Source organism: Neorhizobium galegae (assembly GCF_017877055.1).
GTDB classification, from domain to species: Bacteria; Pseudomonadota; Alphaproteobacteria; order Rhizobiales; family Rhizobiaceae; genus Neorhizobium; species Neorhizobium galegae_D.
Map to the genome: position 1 here is coordinate 1 of NZ_JAGIPG010000006.1, position 16,680 is coordinate 16,680.

General features: G+C 61.9%; 13 protein-coding genes and 1 riboswitch. Of the genes, 10 read left to right on the forward strand and 3 right to left on the reverse strand.

Annotated elements, in window-relative coordinates; all coding sequences use genetic code 11:
* Positions 1–326: 326 nt before the first annotated feature.
* The 5 genes from J2857_RS28265 (at position 327) to J2857_RS28285 (ending at position 8,002) form a co-directional block, all read left to right on the forward strand.
* Positions 327–1,277, forward strand: a complete 951-nt coding sequence (locus tag J2857_RS28265) for a phosphoribosylaminoimidazolesuccinocarboxamide synthase (RefSeq protein WP_210013405.1) — start codon at positions 327–329, stop codon at positions 1,275–1,277.
* A 44-nt stretch (positions 1,278–1,321) separates the two neighbouring features.
* Complete coding sequence (locus J2857_RS28270; RefSeq protein ID WP_210013406.1) at positions 1,322–1,924, forward strand: TetR family transcriptional regulator; 603 nt, start codon at positions 1,322–1,324, stop codon at positions 1,922–1,924.
* Between the two features lie 173 nt (positions 1,925–2,097).
* Positions 2,098–3,294, forward strand: a complete 1,197-nt coding sequence (locus tag J2857_RS28275; protein WP_210013407.1) for an efflux RND transporter periplasmic adaptor subunit — start codon at positions 2,098–2,100, stop codon at positions 3,292–3,294.
* 49 nt (positions 3,295–3,343) lie between these two features.
* Positions 3,344–6,442, forward strand: coding sequence for an efflux RND transporter permease subunit (locus tag J2857_RS28280; protein ID WP_210013408.1), 3,099 nt, complete (start codon positions 3,344–3,346; stop codon positions 6,440–6,442).
* Between the two features lie 132 nt (positions 6,443–6,574).
* Positions 6,575–8,002 carry an efflux transporter outer membrane subunit gene (locus J2857_RS28285; RefSeq protein WP_210013409.1) on the forward strand — a complete coding sequence of 476 codons (1,428 nt, stop codon included), beginning with the start codon at positions 6,575–6,577 and terminating at the stop codon, positions 8,000–8,002.
* Between the two features lie 97 nt (positions 8,003–8,099).
* Here J2857_RS28285 and efp read toward each other — a convergent pair whose 3' ends face one another.
* On the reverse strand, positions 8,100–8,669 hold the full coding sequence (gene efp / locus J2857_RS28290; RefSeq protein WP_037087579.1) for an elongation factor P: 570 nt from the start codon (positions 8,667–8,669) through the stop codon (positions 8,100–8,102).
* A 165-nt stretch (positions 8,670–8,834) separates the two neighbouring features.
* On the opposite strand from efp, the gene epmA reads away from it, so the two are divergent.
* A complete protein-coding gene (gene epmA, locus J2857_RS28295) occupies positions 8,835–9,905 on the forward strand; it encodes an EF-P lysine aminoacylase EpmA (RefSeq protein ID WP_210013410.1) in 1,071 nt (356 codons plus the stop codon).
* Positions 9,902–10,948, forward strand: a complete 1,047-nt coding sequence (locus J2857_RS28300; RefSeq protein WP_210013411.1) for a lysine-2,3-aminomutase-like protein — start codon at positions 9,902–9,904, stop codon at positions 10,946–10,948. The genes epmA and J2857_RS28300 overlap by 4 nt, the downstream gene beginning before the upstream one ends.
* A gap of 24 nt (positions 10,949–10,972) precedes the next feature.
* On the opposite strand, the gene J2857_RS28305 is transcribed toward J2857_RS28300, so the two are convergent.
* Positions 10,973–11,863, reverse strand: a complete 891-nt coding sequence (locus J2857_RS28305) for an AraC family transcriptional regulator (RefSeq protein WP_210013412.1) — start codon at positions 11,861–11,863, stop codon at positions 10,973–10,975.
* A 138-nt stretch (positions 11,864–12,001) separates the two neighbouring features.
* Here J2857_RS28305 and J2857_RS28310 point away from each other — a divergent pair, with 138 nt between their 5' ends.
* On the forward strand, positions 12,002–12,769 hold the full coding sequence (locus J2857_RS28310; RefSeq protein WP_210013413.1) for an SDR family NAD(P)-dependent oxidoreductase: 768 nt from the start codon (positions 12,002–12,004) through the stop codon (positions 12,767–12,769).
* A gap of 212 nt (positions 12,770–12,981) precedes the next feature.
* Here the strand turns inward: J2857_RS28310 and thiC are convergent, their stop codons facing one another.
* Positions 12,982–14,793, reverse strand: a complete 1,812-nt coding sequence (gene thiC / locus J2857_RS28315) for a phosphomethylpyrimidine synthase ThiC (protein WP_210013414.1) — start codon at positions 14,791–14,793, stop codon at positions 12,982–12,984.
* Between the two features lie 99 nt (positions 14,794–14,892).
* A riboswitch (TPP riboswitch) is annotated at positions 14,893–15,025 on the reverse strand.
* 179 nt (positions 15,026–15,204) lie between these two features.
* On the opposite strand from thiC, the gene J2857_RS28320 reads away from it, so the two are divergent.
* On the forward strand, positions 15,205–15,456 hold the full coding sequence (locus tag J2857_RS28320) for an acyl carrier protein (protein ID WP_210013415.1): 252 nt from the start codon (positions 15,205–15,207) through the stop codon (positions 15,454–15,456).
* Position 15,457: 1 nt separating this feature from the next.
* Positions 15,458–16,639, forward strand: a complete 1,182-nt coding sequence (locus J2857_RS28325; protein ID WP_210013416.1) for an acyl-CoA dehydrogenase family protein — start codon at positions 15,458–15,460, stop codon at positions 16,637–16,639.
* The last annotated feature ends 41 nt before the right edge of the window (positions 16,640–16,680 follow it).

Sequence of the window (16,680 nt, forward strand, 5' to 3'; positions counted from 1 at the left end):
TGATTTCTGAAGAACGAAAGTCGTCGTCGCCAGCAGCGCCGCCGCCCTCGTTCAGTGAGCGGGTTATAGAAGGAACCCCTCTTTCAAGTCAACAGCCTTGTTTTCGATTTTTCGAGAAATCGAACAAACTTCTGTTTTTAAACGATAATCTCCGAATTTCTGGGATCCTGGGGCGTTAATATTCGTTAACTGCTCTCCTTAAGGGGCTCTTCATCGACCGTGGAACCGGTTCCCCGGTGGAAACCGTCATTCCTTCCATTCTTGTGCCGCCGCGGCAAAACATGCGATACCACAATGCCCCCGAAACTCTCTGGAAAGTGGTCCCCGTGCGCGTTCTCTCCGATGCCTTCATTCCCGAATTGCCGAACCCCTATCGCGGCAAGGTACGCGAGAACTACGATCTGCCGGACGGCAGCCGCATCATCATCGCAACCGATCGCCTCAGCGCCTTCGACCGCATCCTGACCGCGATCCCCGACAAGGGACATGTCCTGACCCAGACCGCGCGTTACTGGTTCGAGGCGACAAAGGACATCTGCCCCAACCATGTGATCGCCTATCCGGACCCGAATGTGGTGATCGGCAAGCGGCTCGACATCCTGCCCGTCGAGATCGTCGTGCGCGGTTATCTCGCCGGCACGACCGGCACGTCGCTGCTCACCCTCTATAAGAAGGGAGAGCGGACCATGTACGGGCTCGATCTTCCCGATGGCCTCAAGGACAACGAAATCCTGCCCGCACCGGTGATCACCCCGACCAGCAAGGCCTTCGACGGCGGCCACGACGAACCCCTGACACCGAGAGAGATTGTCGAGCAGGGACTTCTGACCGCCGAACAATGGACAACCCTCTCCCGTTATGCGCTCGCGCTTTTTGCGCGCGGCCAGGAGCTGGCGGCGAAACGCGGCCTGATCCTCGTCGACACCAAATACGAATTCGGCACGGATGCCGACGGCACTATCATTCTCGCCGACGAGATCCACACGCCGGACAGCAGCCGCTACTGGATCGCCGACAGCTACGACGAGGCCTTCCGAAACGGCACGCGGCCGAAGAGTTTCGACAAGGATTTCATCCGCGCCTGGGTGGTCGAGCGCTGCGACCCCTATAAGGATGAGATCCCGGCGATCCCGGCCGAGCTCGTCGAGGAGACCGCCAAGGTCTATCGCACGGCCTACGAGACGATCACCGGCGAGACTTTCGTGCCCGATACCCGCGGCGCGACCGTGCTCGACCGTATCCGCCAAAATCTGGCACCCTATTTCAGCACACGTTGAACAATTGGCCGGGAAAACCGGTCCGGCATTATGGCGAGGACAAAGTGCGCAGACCGAGACGCAAGGCGGAAGAAACGCGGGAAGATATCCTCAACACGGCTGAATCTCTGTTCCGTGAACGGGGGATCGCCAAATGCTCGATCGCCGACATCGCCCACGCACTGCATATGTCGCCCGCCAACATCTTCAAGCACTTTCATTCCAAGGCCTCGCTGGCGGATGCGATCTGCGACCGGCATATCAGCCGCATGATTGGCCGGTTCGAAACGCTCGACGAGCCGGCACCGGCGCCCGAGCGGCTGACAATCTTCGTTCGCAAGCTGATGGAGGCGCATCTCCAGGATCTTCGCGACACTCCCTTCCTGTTCGAGATGATCTTCCTGATGTCGGAGGCGGATCTTCCGAGCGGCCAGCATTACAAGCAGCTGATCGAGAACCTGTTCACCGATCTCATCCGGCAAGGGGTTGAGAGCGGCGTCTACCAATGTCCGGACCCGCAGGCGATCAGCCCGCACGTGGCGGCCGCCTTTGCCGGCGTGCTCCATCCGGTCCTTCTGGCCAAGACCGACGAGGCGGAATTGCACGATCGTTGCGATGGCCTTGCCAGACTTGTGAATGCTGCGCTGCAAAATCCCCTTGCAAAGTGACGATTATATATTTACGTCACTTTCCTGACTGCGACCCAGCCGTGGAATATTTGGTTAATCTCCATTTCGACCACCACTGTTGCGACCGCTTGAGACGGGCTAGTCTCCCGACTTGCGCCCCGGCACATCTTGTCTGTCGTGGCGATTACCCAGACGCTTGCTTGGATGACGCCATGACCGGACGCAAACTGATACTCTCCCTGCTCCTTTCCGCAGCGCTCGCTGCCTGCAGCGATTCGGGCCAGACGCCGGCAGGCAACGGTGCGGCAGGCGGCGCTCCGCAGCGTCCGCCGCAGCCGGTCAGCGTGGTGATCATGAAGAAGTCCGAGCAGCCGATCACGGCTGTCCTTCCTGGCCGGGCTACACCATTCCAGATCGCCGACATCCGCCCGCGCGTCACCGGGGAGATCAATCAGATCGCCTTCAAACAGGGCAACGAGGTCAAGGCCGGAGACCTTCTCTACAAGATCGAGGACAGCACCTATGCAGCCGAGGTCGCCCAGGCGAAGGCGACCGTCTCGAAGGCGCAAGCCAGCATTCCGAGCGCCCAGGCGAACCTTTCCCGCTATGAGCGGCTGGTCAACAGCGGTGCGACGCAGATCGAATATGAGAGTGCGCGGGTGACCCTTCTCCAGGCACAGGCGGATGTCGAACAGGCGAATGCCGCGCTCAACGCCGCCCAGATCAATCTGGACCTGACCGAGATCCGCGCGCCCTTCGACGGCGTCACGTCGATCTCCAATGTCAGCATCGGCAATATCGTCACCGCCAACCAGACGACGGCGCTGACGACGCTCCGCCGCCTCGATCCGATCTACATCGACCTGATCGATTCCAGCACGAACCTACTGGAACTGCGCTCGGCCATGGCCTCCGGCCGCTTGAGCGGCGATCCGCGCAAGGCGGATATCAGGCTGACCCTGGAAGACGGAACGGACTACCCCCTGACCGGCAAGCTCGACATGGCCGATATGGCCGTCAGTGAAACGACCGGCACCTACCAGATCCGCGCGCTCTTCGATAACCCCGAGGACATGATCCTGCCGGGCACCTATGTGCGCGCCACCGTCACCCTCGGCAACGAGAGCGGCTATCTGATCCCTCAGCGCGCCGCGACGCGCAATGCCCGCGGCGAGCTTTCCGCCAAGTTTGTCACAACCGACGGCAAGGTGGAGACCCGCATCTTCCCGACCAGCAGCGTCTCCGGCAACAGCTGGCTTGTCACCCAGGGTGTAACCGACGGCGATCGCCTGGTCGTCGACGGCTTCCAGTGGATCGCCGATGGCGCCACTGTCCAGCCGGTCGAGGCGACGGTTGACGACAAGGGTTTCGTCGTCGAGGCGCCGAAACCGGCCGCGGCAAAGCCGTGAAGGTCCCGGCAGAAACGATCATGACGAAACGCGGCAAGGAATAATCTGAATGGCCAAGTTCTTTATCCGGCGACCGGTCTTCGCCTGGGTCATCGCGATCGTCATCATGCTCGGCGGCGCGCTCGCCATCGCGACGCTCTCGATTTCGCAATATCCCGACATCGCGCCGACCACGGTCAGGATAACGGCAAGCTACAACGGTGCAAGCGCCGAGACCGTCGAGAAATCGGTGACGACGATCATCGAGGACGGCATGACCGGCCTCGACGACCTCACCTATATGACGTCGTCCTCCTCGACCGGCCGCGCGACAGTCACGCTGACCTTCGGCAGCAGCGTCCTTCCGGACATTGCCCAGGTGCAGGTGCAGAACAAGCTGCAGCTCGTGCAATCCCAGCTGCCCGACGTGGTTCAGCAGGCGGGCATCGAGGTTTCCCGGTCGACATCGAGCATCCTGATGGTCGGCGCCCTGGTTTCGACGGACAAGAAGCGAAGCTCCGTGGATCTCGGCGACCTGTTTTCCACGCAGATCGAGGATCAGGTCAAGCGCCTGGAAGGCGTCGGCAGCATCGACATCTTCGGGTCCGGCTACGCGATGCGTGTCTGGCTCGATCCCTACAAGCTTCAGAAATACCAGCTGACGCCCGCGGATGTGACGTCCGCGATCCAGTCCCAGAACACGCAGGTTTCCGTTGGCGCCCTGGGTGGCCTTCCGGCCAAGGCGGAGCAACAGCTGACGGTCACCATGACCGCGCAAAGCCAGCTGACGACGGTGGACGATTTCGAGCGGATCATCCTGAAGGTTGAACAGGACGGCGCGACTGTGCGCCTCAGCGATGTCGCCCGCGTCGAGATCGGTGAAGAGAGTTATGGCGGCGGTTCCCGCCAGAACGGTCTGCCGTCCACGGGTTTCGCGGTGAACCTCGCGACCGGCGCCAATGCTCTCGACACCGCCGCACGCGTCAGGGAAGCGCTGACCGCCATTGGACCCCATCTTCCGGATGGTGTGGAGATCACCTATCCCTACGACACGACGCCCTTTGTGCAGCTTTCGATCGAGAAGGTCGTCCACACGCTCATTGAAGCGATCATCCTGGTTTTCGTCGTCCTGCTCATCTTCCTGCAAAATCTGCGTGCAACGCTGATCCCGATGATTGCGGTGCCCGTCGTCCTGCTCGGCACGTTCGGGGTGCTGGCGATAACCGGCTATTCCATCAACACACTGACGATGTTCGCGATGGTTCTGGCCATCGGCCTTCTCGTCGACGATGCCATCGTCGTCGTCGAAAACGTCGAACGCATCATGGACGAAGAGGGGCTGAGCCCGCTCGAAGCGACCGAAAAATCCATGGGCGAGATCACCGGCGCCATCATCGGTATCGCGCTCGTCCTGACGGCCGTGTTCATCCCGATGGCCTTTTTCGGCGGCTCGACCGGCATCATCTACCGGCAGTTCTCGATTACCATCGTATCGGCCATGCTGCTCTCGGCACTGGTCGCCATCGTGCTGACGCCGGCGCTTTGCGCCACCATGCTGAAGCCGATCGATCACCACAAGAAACGTCGCGGCATCGGCGCCCTGTTCAATCGTGGTTTCGACCGCTCGACCCGGGGTTATGTCAGCACCATCGGATATCTTCTGAAGCGCCCGTTCCGTGTGATGCTGGTGTTCCTGCTGGTGATCGGCGGCTGCGCCTGGCTTTTCACGAAGCTTCCGAATTCGTTCCTTCCGCAGGAAGACCAGGGCGTTCTGCTGACCATTATCCAGACGCCCGTCGGCGCCACCACGCCGCGCACCGACGAGGCGGTCAAGAAGGTCGAGGCCTATTTCCTCGAAAAGGAAAAGGACAATGTGGATGCCGTGTTCGGCGTCCTCGGCTTCAGCTTCAGCGGAAGCGGCCAGAACAACGCGATCGTCTTCACCAAGCTCAAGGATTTCGCCGAGCGAACCAGGCCGGAGCAGTCCGCCGCAGCCATCGTCCGGCGGGCGAGCGGGTATTTCTTCAGCATCCGCGATGCGCAGGTCTTCGCGCTTCTGCCGCCGGCCATCCAGGGGCTGGGCACGTCGAGCGGCTTCTCCATGTATCTGGTGGACAGCGGCAACAACGGCAACGCGGCGCTGACCACGGCATCGCAGCAGCTCATTCAGGCCGGCACCGGCAATCCGAACATCAGTTCGCTGCGCAGCAGCACCCAGCGATCCGAAACCCAGCTCAAGATCCTGCTCGACCAGGAAAAGCTGGGCGCGATGGGGGTCGATCTCGCCTCCGTCAACTCGATGCTGGCCACCATCTTCGCCGGGCGCGACGTCAACGACTTCACCCTCAACAACGAGCTGAAGCCGGTCTATGTCCAGGGCGATGCGCCCTACCGCATGCAGCCGGACGACCTGAAGCACTGGTTCGCCCGTAACAATAGCGGCGAGATGGTTCCCTTCTCTGCCTTCAGCACCGCCCAGTGGATCAATGGCACGCCCCAACTTGCCCGCTTCAACGGCACCAGCGCCATTCCGTTCGACGGAGCGGCCGGTCCGGGAGTGAGTACCGGCCAGGCGATGGACGAGATGCAGAGGCTGACGGCCGCACTGCCGGGCGGCTACTCGGTGGCCTGGCAGGGTATTTCATATCAGGAACGGCTGTCCGGCTCCCAGGCGCCGATGCTTTATGGACTGTCGGTCCTGATTGTCTTCCTCTGCCTTGCGGCACTCTATGAAAGCTGGTCGATCCCGTTCTCAGTCATATTGGCGGTCCCGATCGGCGTTCTCGGCGCGCTTACAGCAGCGTATTTCTTCGGCCAGGCAAACGACGTCTACTTCAAGGTCGGGCTTCTGACGACGATCGGCCTCGCGGCGAAGAACGCCATTCTGATCGTCGAATTCGCCAAGGAACGTCAGGCCGGCGGGATGAAAATGATCGAGGCAACCCTTGAGGCTGCACGCCTGCGCCTAAGGCCGATCGTCATGACATCACTCGCTTTCATCCTCGGCGTCGTGCCGCTGGCGATCGCTACCGGCGCCGGATCGGCCGCTCAGAACGCCATCGGCACCGGGGTGCTGGGTGGTATGCTTTCTGCAACACTTCTCGGAATTTTCTTCGTTCCGTCCTTCTTTGTTGTCGTTAGACGGTTATCAAAGCGTGAAAAAGAGTAGGATGGTGATTACGTTCGTTAACGTATTCGACCTTTAATGCCGTCAGAAGCTGTACGAATCGCTGCTGGCGGGACAATCGGAAGAGGCATGAGTGCTGACCTTCCACGCGTTGTAGGGCACTGGGACAGAAAAATGTTATCCATTCGTGTTGTTGCTCCTCTCACTATGCTGCTGCTTTCGGGCTGCGTCGTCGGTCCAGATCACAAGGCGCCGGAAATTGCTCTTCCGGGTAAATTTGCCGAAGCCGGCAAGACCAGCAACGGCGATGTTTCGCAGGTTGCCTGGTGGACCGCATTTAATGACAGCCGTCTGAACGGCTATGTAAATCAGGGGATCGGCCAGAACCTCGATATCCTCCAGGCCATGGAGCGGATCACGTCCGCCCAGGCCAACGTTACCGTCGCCGGCGCGGGAGCTCTCCCGTCCCTCGATCTCTCGGCCGCCAGCACGACCACCGGCACTCGTACCGACCCGGGTTCGTTCTCGCGGACGACCGTGTCGGCGGGTACTGCCGATGCGTCTTGGTTCCTTGATCTTTTCGGCCTCTACAGGCGTTCCAAGGAAAGTGCGCTCGCAAGCCTCGATGCTGCCTATGCCAGCGAGGACGTCGCACGTCTCTCGTTCCTGTCTCAGGTGGTCGCGGCTTATATCGACGTACGCTACTTCCAGGAGCGCATTGCGATTGCTCACCGGAACCTCGATTCGCGACGTGAAACGCTGAGCCTCACCAAGCTCCAGCTGGATGCCGGCGCTGCTTCTCGTCTCGATGTCGTCCAGTCGGAAGGCTTGGTGAACTCGACGATCGCAGAAATCCCGGGCCTGGAGACGAGTTTCCGGGGCGCGGCGCATCGTGTCGCCACGCTTCTCGCCATGCCTGCATCGACGCTCGTTCCTGAACTGCAGAGAGGTGCCCGCCAGCCGGTCGCCCGCTTCAGCACCAAGGCCGGCATTCCGGCGGACCTGATCCGCAACCGTCCGGACATCCGTGCCGCGGAACGCCAACTCGCATCGGCCGTCGCGCAAATCGGCGTCGCCGAGGCCCAGCTCTATCCGGCAATTACGCTCGGCGGCTCCATTTCTCCGAGATACAACGCCATTGCCGGCAGCCTCGATACCCGGGCCCTGACCTGGTCTTTCGGGCCACAGCTGAGCTTGCCGATCTTCGACGGCGGTCGCCTGCGCGGCAACGTCAAGATCGCCGAATCCAGCGCCCGCGGGCAGTATCTTGCCTGGAAGCAGACGGTTCTGAACGCAGTCGAAGAAGTGGAAAATGCGCTGGCCGCAGTTTCCCGCGACAGCCGCACGGTCTCCTCTCTTCAGGCAACCGTGAAGTCCTACGAAGAAGCTCTGCAGCTTGGCACCGCAAGCTATCGTGACGGCGCTTCTTCGCTGCTCGACGTTCTCGACGCTCAGCGCGAGGTCTCGACCGCTCAGTCGAACCTCGCAGCCGCCGTGCGCCAGATGGCGCTGGACTACGTCTCGCTCAACGTGGCGGTCGGCGGCGGTTACGCCTTCGGCAAGACCGATACCAAGGTCGCGTCGGTGGTCGTCAAAAAGTAGCCTCCGCCCCAAACATAACGACAATAAAAAACCTCCGGAGCCAGCGCTTCGGAGGTTTTTTCATGCCGGGAGAAAGCCGGGAACGATCAGTTGCTGATCAGTTCTTGGCGCGCTCCACGTAGGAATTGTCTTCGGTGGCGATCACCACGCGGGTGCCTGCATCGATATGCGGCGGAACCGCGGTGCGGATGCCGTTCGACAGCATGGCCGGCTTGTAGGACGAGGAAGCCGTCTGGCCCTTGACGACCGGTTCGGTCTCGACGATCTCGAGGGTCACATGGCGCGGCAGCTGAAGAGCCAGTGCAATGCCTTCATGCATGGAGAGGACGCAGGTCATGCCTTCCTGCAGATAGGCCTTCTGGTCGCCCATCGTATCCGCGTCCACCACGACCTGGTCGTAGTTTTCAGGGTTCATGAAGTGGAAACCTTCGCCATCCTCATAGAGGAACTGATGGTTGACATCCTCGACGAAGGCACGCTCGACCTGTTCGGTCGTCCGCCAGCGTTCGGACACCTTCACGCCGTCGACGATGCGGCGCATATTGACCTGCGTGACAGGCGTGCCCTTGCCAGGATGAAAGTTCTCGGCGGTGAGAACGACGTAAAGCTTGCCGTCCACATCGATGACGTTGCCCTTGCGGACGGAAGAGGCGATGACCTTGACCATAGGATTCCTTGTGTAGCGAACCGGCTTGTAACTGCCGAAAATGCGTCGTAGAGGACCGGGCGATAACCGGCCCGAAGGACGGATCGTCTGTTTTCCGGCCGGAACTACTCTAAAACCGCGCAAAGTGGAAGCCTTGCCGGGGAGAACCGGCGAAGAAAGCCGCAAATGAGCTCGTCGCGACCTGCCATATCCCGCTCGCCCTGGTGGACGCCGGCAAACCATGCCGACCGCCGACCCCTCCTGAAGGGTCGCAATGCGGTCCAAACAGCGTTGCGCGGTTTCTTTGGCGAGCACGATTTCATCGAGGTGGATACGGCGACGCTGCAGGTTTCCCCCGGCAACGAGACACATCTGCATGCTTTCGCAACGGAAGTGATCGCCATCGACGGTGGCAGGGCGCCGCTCTACCTGCACACATCGCCGGAATTCGCCGCCAAGAAACTGCTGGCCGCCGGCGAGAAGCGTATCTTCACCTTCGCGCATGTCTACCGCAACCGGGAACGCGGGCCTCTGCACCATCCGGAATTCACCATGCTCGAATGGTACCGCGTCGGCGAGAACTACGAACGGCTGATGGCCGATTGCGCCGACATGCTGGCGCTGGCCGCCGAAACCACCAGGACCAGACGCTTTGCCTTCCGCGATATGGAAGTCGATCCGTTCGCCGAACCGGAACGCCTGACGCTCGCCGAAGCCTTCGACCGGTTCGCCGGCATCGACCTGCTCGCCTCCGTCGCCACGAACGGCGATACCGACCGGGACCTGCTGGCGGCCGGCCTGAAAAAGGCCGTTATCCGCTTTGCCGAAGACGACACCTGGGCTGATCTGTTCAGCAAGGTGCTGGTCGAAAAGGTCGAGCCGTATCTCGGCAAGGACCGGGCGACGATCCTGCACGAATATCCGGTTTGCGAAGCCGCGCTCGCCCGGCCCTCCGCCCGCGACCCGCGCGTCGCCGAACGTTTCGAGCTTTATGCTTGCGGCGTCGAGCTTGCGAATGCCTTTGGCGAACTGACCGACGCCGACGAACAGCGCCGCCGTTTCAACCATGAAATGGCGGAAAAGGCCCGCATCTACGGCGAACGTTATCCGCTCGATGAAGATTTTCTCGACGCGCTTTCGATCATGCCCGACGCAAGCGGCGCGGCACTCGGCTTCGACCGGCTCGCCATGCTGGCAACGGGCGCGACGCGCATCGAACAGGTGATGTGGGCACCGGTCGCGGAGGTATTTTCGTGACGACGGCCCGCTCTCTGAAAACCCCGGAAGAGCTGGAGGCTGCCGACCTGATCGAGCCCGAAATGCTCGGCGGCATTCGCGCAGTCGCAGACCGCTACGCGATCACGCTGACGCCGACCGTGGTTTCGCTCATCGACAGAACTGATCAAAACGATCCGATCGCCCGGCAGTTCGTGCCCGATCGGAACGAATTGCTGACGACACCGGAAGAACGTGCCGACCCGATTGGCGATCAGGCCCACAGCCCGGTCAAAGGCGTCGTTCATCGCTATCCGGATCGCGTGCTCTTGAAGGCCGTGCATATTTGCCCTGTCTATTGCCGCTTCTGCTTCCGCCGCGAAATGGTCGGCCCCCAGGGCGACGGCACGCTGTCGCCCGAAGAGTTGGCCGCGGCGCTTGCCTATATCCGCGAACACACCGAAATCTGGGAAGTGATCCTGACCGGCGGCGACCCGCTGGTCCTCTCCCCGCGGCGGCTGGCAGCGATCATGCGCGGCCTTGCGGAGATCCCGCATGTAAAGATCGTCCGCTTTCACACCCGCGTGCCGGTGGTCGAGCCGGACCTCGTCGACGAGGCGATGATCGCGGCGCTGAAGGAAAGCCGCAAGGTCGTCTATGTGGCGCTGCATGCCAACCATCCGCGCGAAATGACGCAAGCCGCCCGAACCGCCTGCGGCCGGCTGATCGACGCCGGCTTTCCGATGGTGAGCCAGACGGTGCTTCTGCGCGGCATCAACGACGATCCCGCCGTGCTCGGCGATCTGATGAAGGCCTTTGTCGAAACCCGCGTGAAACCCTATTACCTTCATCACCCAGACCTCGCGCCCGGAACCAGCCATTTCCGGCTCGACATCGCCGAGGGCCAGAAGATCGCCGCGGCCCTGCGCGGCACCATTTCCGGCCTCTGCCAGCCGACCTACGTCCTGGATATTCCCGGCGGCCACGGCAAGGCCGTGATCGGCGAAAGCGCGGTACGGAGCGAAGGCGGCTGTTATTCGATCAGCGATTTCCGCGGCGGGCAACATATCTATCCACCGAAATGACAGGCCCGCTCCGCCCGCAAGCCCTTAGGCCGCCACGGCCCTCAGTGCCGTCACATCGCGGCGTGGCGGGGTGCCGAACATGCGGGCATATTCGCGACTGAACTGCGACGGGCTCTCATAACCGACCAGAAACGCCGCCGTTTCCACATTTGCCGCTTCGGCGACCATCAGCCGACGCGCCTCCAGGAGGCGAAGCTGCTTTTGGTATTGCAGCGGCGTCATCGACGTGATCGCCTTGAATTTCCGGTGGAAGGCAGACGGGCTCAAGCCGGCCTCGTCCGCCAGATCCTCGATGCGCGCGGGCTCGGCGAAATGATCGCGCAGGCTGTGAATGACGCTGACGATGCGATGGCTGTGGTCGTTGCCAAGCGCCATCCGCACCACATCGCCGCCATGCGGACCAGTGAGCAGCCAGTAGGAAATCTCCCGCATGATCGCCGGACGAAGCAGCGGGATCGCTGCCGGCGTATCGAGCAGCCGCACCAGACGCAGCGCGCACTCGGCAAGCGGGCCGTCAAAATTGCTGACGAAGACGCCGGATGACACGTCGCCGCTCGCCTCCGGCAACGCGGGCAAGGCCTCCATCACTTCGCGCATGATGCCGAGATCGAATTCGATGATCAGGCCGAGATAGGGCTCGGTCGGGCTCGCTTCTGCGACGCGGCCGAAGGCCGGCATTTCGACGCTGACCACCAGCGCCTGACCCGCCCGGTAATCCACACGGCGGTCGCCGAACACCGCCCATTTCGCCCCCTGCAGAACCACGCAGAGCGCCGGCTTGAAGATCAGATGATCCGGTCGCTTTTCATGGTCCGATCGCAGAATGGTCAGCCCCTCGATCGCGGTCGCGAACGGGCTCCTACCGGTTTGCACATCCGTGAACCGTCTGACGGTCTCGAGCAAAGCTGCCGACATGTCGTGCTCCCCAAGGTTCGAGACCTCAAGATAAGCTCGCGAGCAGGATTAGGCAAGAAGTGTGAGAGTTCCGGCATTCAAACCGCGTGGTGAGGAGGGGTACTTTGGCTCATCCAATCCAGACCAAGGAGCTTCGACATGACCACGACACCAGCAAGCAAGATCGCCATCGTCACCGGCGGCAACCGCGGCCTCGGACGCAATACCGTCCTCAATCTCGCCAGGCGCGGCACCGACGTGATCTTCACCTACAATTCCAATCAGGCGGAAGCCGAAGCCACCGCCAATGCCATAAGGGAGCTCGGACGCAAGGCGATCGCCCTGCAGCTCGACACCGGCGATACCGCGTCGTTCGACCTGTTCATCGGGCGCGTGCGGGAAGCCCTGGTCGAACTCGGCGCGGAAAAATTCGACTTTCTCGTCAACAACGCCGGGATCTCGCACCACGCCGATTTCGAAAAAACCACCGAAGCGGAGCTGGACGGCCTCTTCAACGTCCACTTCAAGGGTGTGTTCTTCCTGACCCAGAAACTGCTGCCGCTGATCCGCGATGGCGGCAGGATCGTCAACATTTCGACTGGCCTCACCCGCATCACCATCCCCGGAAGCAGCGCCTACGCCGCGATGAAGGGCGCAATCGAAATCCTGAGCCGCTATCTCGCCAAGGAACTCGGCGCACGCGGCATTGCCGTCAACACGGTAGCGCCTGGCGCCATCGCCACCGATTTCAGCGGCGGCATGGTGCGCGACAATCCGGACCTCAACCGCCGAGTCGCCGAGATGACCGCACTCGGCCGCGCCGGCGAACCGGATGACATCGGCCGGATGATCGCCTCGCTGTTGTCGGAGGATAATCGCTGGGTCAACGCCCAGCGCATCGAGGTTTCGGGGGGTATGGCGATTTGAGAAGGCTGCGCTCGAGTGCTCGGTGTGGGCTACCCCCTCACCCCGCCTCCGCTTTGCTCGGCGGACCTCTCCCCGAGGGGAGAGGATAACGGCAACGAGCGGCCCCCTCTTTTCTCGACGAGGGACCGAAGAACGGGCAAGTCACGTGGCTTGCCCTGGCAAAGGTGCCGGCAGCAACGCCCCGCGCCAAAGCCTCTCAGAGGACAAGGCTGTCATCCATTCTTCACCGGCATATAAAGGTCGCCGCCATCGCGATACTTGGCGGCCATCGCCTCCAGCCCTTCCTTCTGCGCCTCGGCGCGAATATCGTGAGAAATCCGCATCGAGCAGAACTTTGGGCCGCACATGGAGCAGAAATGCGCCACCTTGTGCGCCTCCTTCGGCAAGGTCTCATCGTGGAAGGAACGCGCCGTTTCCGGATCGAGCGAGAGGTTGAACTGGTCCTCCCAGCGGAACTCGAAGCGGGCGCGCGACAGCGCATCGTCGCGAACCTGTGCCGCCGGATGGCCCTTGGCGAGATCGGCGGCATGCGCCGCGATCTTGTAGGTGATGACCCCCACCTTGACGTCGTTGCGGTCCGGAAGGCCGAGATGTTCCTTGGGCGTTACGTAGCAGAGCATGGCGGTGCCGAACCAGCCGATCATGGCAGCGCCGATGCCCGACGTGATGTGGTCGTAGCCCGGCGCGATATCGGTGGTCAGCGGCCCGAGCGTATAGAACGGCGCCTCGCCGCAGACGGCCAGCTGCTTGTCCATGTTGGCCTTGATCTTGTGCATCGGCACATGGCCGGGGCCTTCGATCATCACCTGGCAATCCTTCGCCCAGGCGACTTTCGTCAGCTCGCCGAGCGTTTCCAGCTCCGCGAACTGCGCCGCATCGTTGGCATCGGCGATCGATCCCGGGCGCAGGCCGTCGCCGAGCGAGAACGACACATCGTAGGCGCGGCAGATATCGCAGATCTCCTCGAAATGCTCGTAGAGAAAACTCTCCCTGTGGTGATGCAGACACCACTTCGCCATGATCGAGCCGCCGCGGGAAACGATGCCGGTGACGCGGTTGACGGTCAGCGGGATATAGGAAAGCCGCACGCCCGCGTGGATGGTGAAATAGTCGACGCCCTGCTCGGCCTGCTCGATCAGCGTGTCGCGATAGACCTCCCAGGTGAGGTCCTCGGCAATGCCGTTCACCTTTTCGAGCGCCTGGTAGAGGGGCACGGTGCCGATCGGCACCGGCGAATTGCGGATGATCCATTCCCGGATATTGTGGATGTTGCGGCCGGTCGACAGATCCATGACGGTATCGGCGCCCCAGCGGATCGCCCACACCATCTTCTCAACCTCCTCCGCCATCGAGGAGGTGACGGCCGAATTGCCGATATTGGCGTTGATCTTCACCAGGAAATTCCGGCCGATGATCATCGGTTCGGATTCGGGATGGTTGATATTGGCGGGAATGATCGCCCGGCCTTCCGCGACTTCCCGGCGGACGAATTCCGGCGTCACGAAATCCGGGACATGGGCGCCGAAACTCTCGCCATCGCGGATGAGCGGCTCCTTGGCCGCCTGACGGCCGAGGTTTTCACGGATGGCGATGAATTCCATCTCCGGCGTGATGATGCCGGCCCGCGCGTAGGCGAGCTGGGTGACGGCTCTGCCCGCCTTCGCCTTGAACGGCTGGTTGCGGACCGGGAATTCCGGCGTCAGGTGGCTCCCGGACACGAAGCCGTTGTCCTCAGGCCTGACGATACGGCCCTCATAGGCCTCGACATCGCCGCGGGCAACAATCCAGCTTTCGCGCAGGCGTGGCAGGCCGGCATCGATGCTGATCGCCGTGCCTTCGGCGGTATAGGGACCGGATGAATCGTAGACGGTGACCGGCGGTTCGCCGGAGGTCGGATGCAGCGCGATCTGACGCATCGGCACGCGGATGTCCGGATGGATCGTTCCTGCTTTCAGGACCTTCGTGGAAGCGGGAAGCGGGCCGGTGGTGACGACCGGCGTGAGTTTGGGTGTGACGATATTCATGGCTCGAGGCTCCAAGGTTTGACGTTTGGAGACCCAGTTCCAGTGTTGGAATGATGGAAAAACACCTCGGAATTCGAAGGACGGTTTCCCGTCCTCGCTACCGCAGCGCCCGCACCGTCCCTACGCCAGTATGAACTGGATCAGGTTCAACGGGTCACTGCGCCTCGGCCGGCCAAAGCCGATCCGACCAGCAGTATCTCAGCCCCTTGACGGGACCCCCCTGGTGAATGGCGCCATCAGAAACCCGCGGGCCGTTCATGTCAAGCCGGCCCGTGCCGATGTCGATCGATCGGATTTTACGGAATCCCGCAGCCCTAACTTCACGACGTTTATTACCGGAATCTTATGCTTTCCTGCGTAATAAGGTCTCCAGCGATGAATGCAGAATTCGAACGATCCGGAGATGTCGAGATGAACGAGACCATTCGCGAATTGCTGACACGGGTAGGCGGCCTTCCGGTCGCAGTGACTGAGCTGGAAGACGGCGCCGATCTTTATGCGGCCGGCCTCTCCTCCTTTGCATCGGTGCAACTGATGCTGGGCCTTGAAGAGGCCTTCGACATTGAGTTTCCGGATAGCCTTTTGAACCGCAAGTCCTTCGCCAGCATAGCTGCGATCGAGCAGACGGTTTCGCATATCCTGAAAGCGCACGAGGCCGCTTGAGATGAGCCTCCCCGCCTATGCCGCCGACATGAGCCTGAGCGCCCGCGCTCACCGCGTGGCAGCCGTTGCGGCTGAATTTGCTGACCACGTCGACCGTGACGGCCGCTTCCCGCGCGAGGCGGTCGATGCCATGAAGGTAGAGCGCCTGATCGGCATCCAGATTCCGTCCGCGTTCGGCGGCGAGGGTGCCTCGATCGCCGAGATCGCCGAGGTCTGCTCCATTCTGGGACAGGCCTGCGCCGCAAGCGCTATGGTTTTCGCCATGCACCAGATCAAGGTTTCGAGCCTCGTGGAACACGGTGGCGACAGTGAATGGCACAAGGACTTCATGCGCGAACTTGCCGGCCGCCAGCTTCTCGTCGCCTCCGCGACGACCGAGGGCGGCATCGGCGGCAACATGCGCAACTCGATCTGCGCGATCGAGGTCGAGGGCGACACCTGCCGCCTGACGAAGGATGCTACGGTGATTTCCTACGGTGCCCATGCCGATGCGATCATGGTCACTTCGCGCTCCAACGAGAAGGCCGCCCCGACCGATCAGGTCATGACCGTTTTCAAACAGGGCCAGTATACCCTCCAGAAAACCGTCGACTGGGATACGCTCGGCATGCGTGGCACCTGCTCCGACGGTTTCCTCTTCCAGGGCGAAGCGCCGTCCGTCCAGATCTTTCCGAAGCCGTTCGCCGAGATTGCGGCGCAGTCGATGCTCGCCACTTCGCATCTCCTCTGGAGCGCGGTCTGGTACGGCATCGCCGCCGATGCAGTGCTGCGCGCCCAGGCTTTTGTGCGCGCCGCGGCCCGCAAGGCCGGCGGCACTCAGCCGCCCGGCGCGCTGAGACTCGCCGAAGCCTCGAACCTGCTGCAGCTCCTCAAGGGCAACATCCTCTCGGGCCTTAAGCTCTATGCGGATGCCAGACTCGATCACGACCGGCTGTCGTCCATGGCCTTTTCGATCGCCATGAACAACGTCAAGCTCGCCTCCTCCGAGACGATCCTGACCATCATCAACCAGGCGATGATCATCTGCGGCATCATGGGCTACAAGAACGGTACGCCCTACAGCCTCGGCCGGCATCTGCGCGACGCGCACTCGGCCCAGCTGATGATCTCCAACGACCGCATCCTCGGCAATACGTCGACCATGCTGCTCGTTCAGAAACCGGACACCAGCCTGCTCGGCTGACGCCCCCATCACTTCAGATGTAATTTTTTGATAAGAATGAG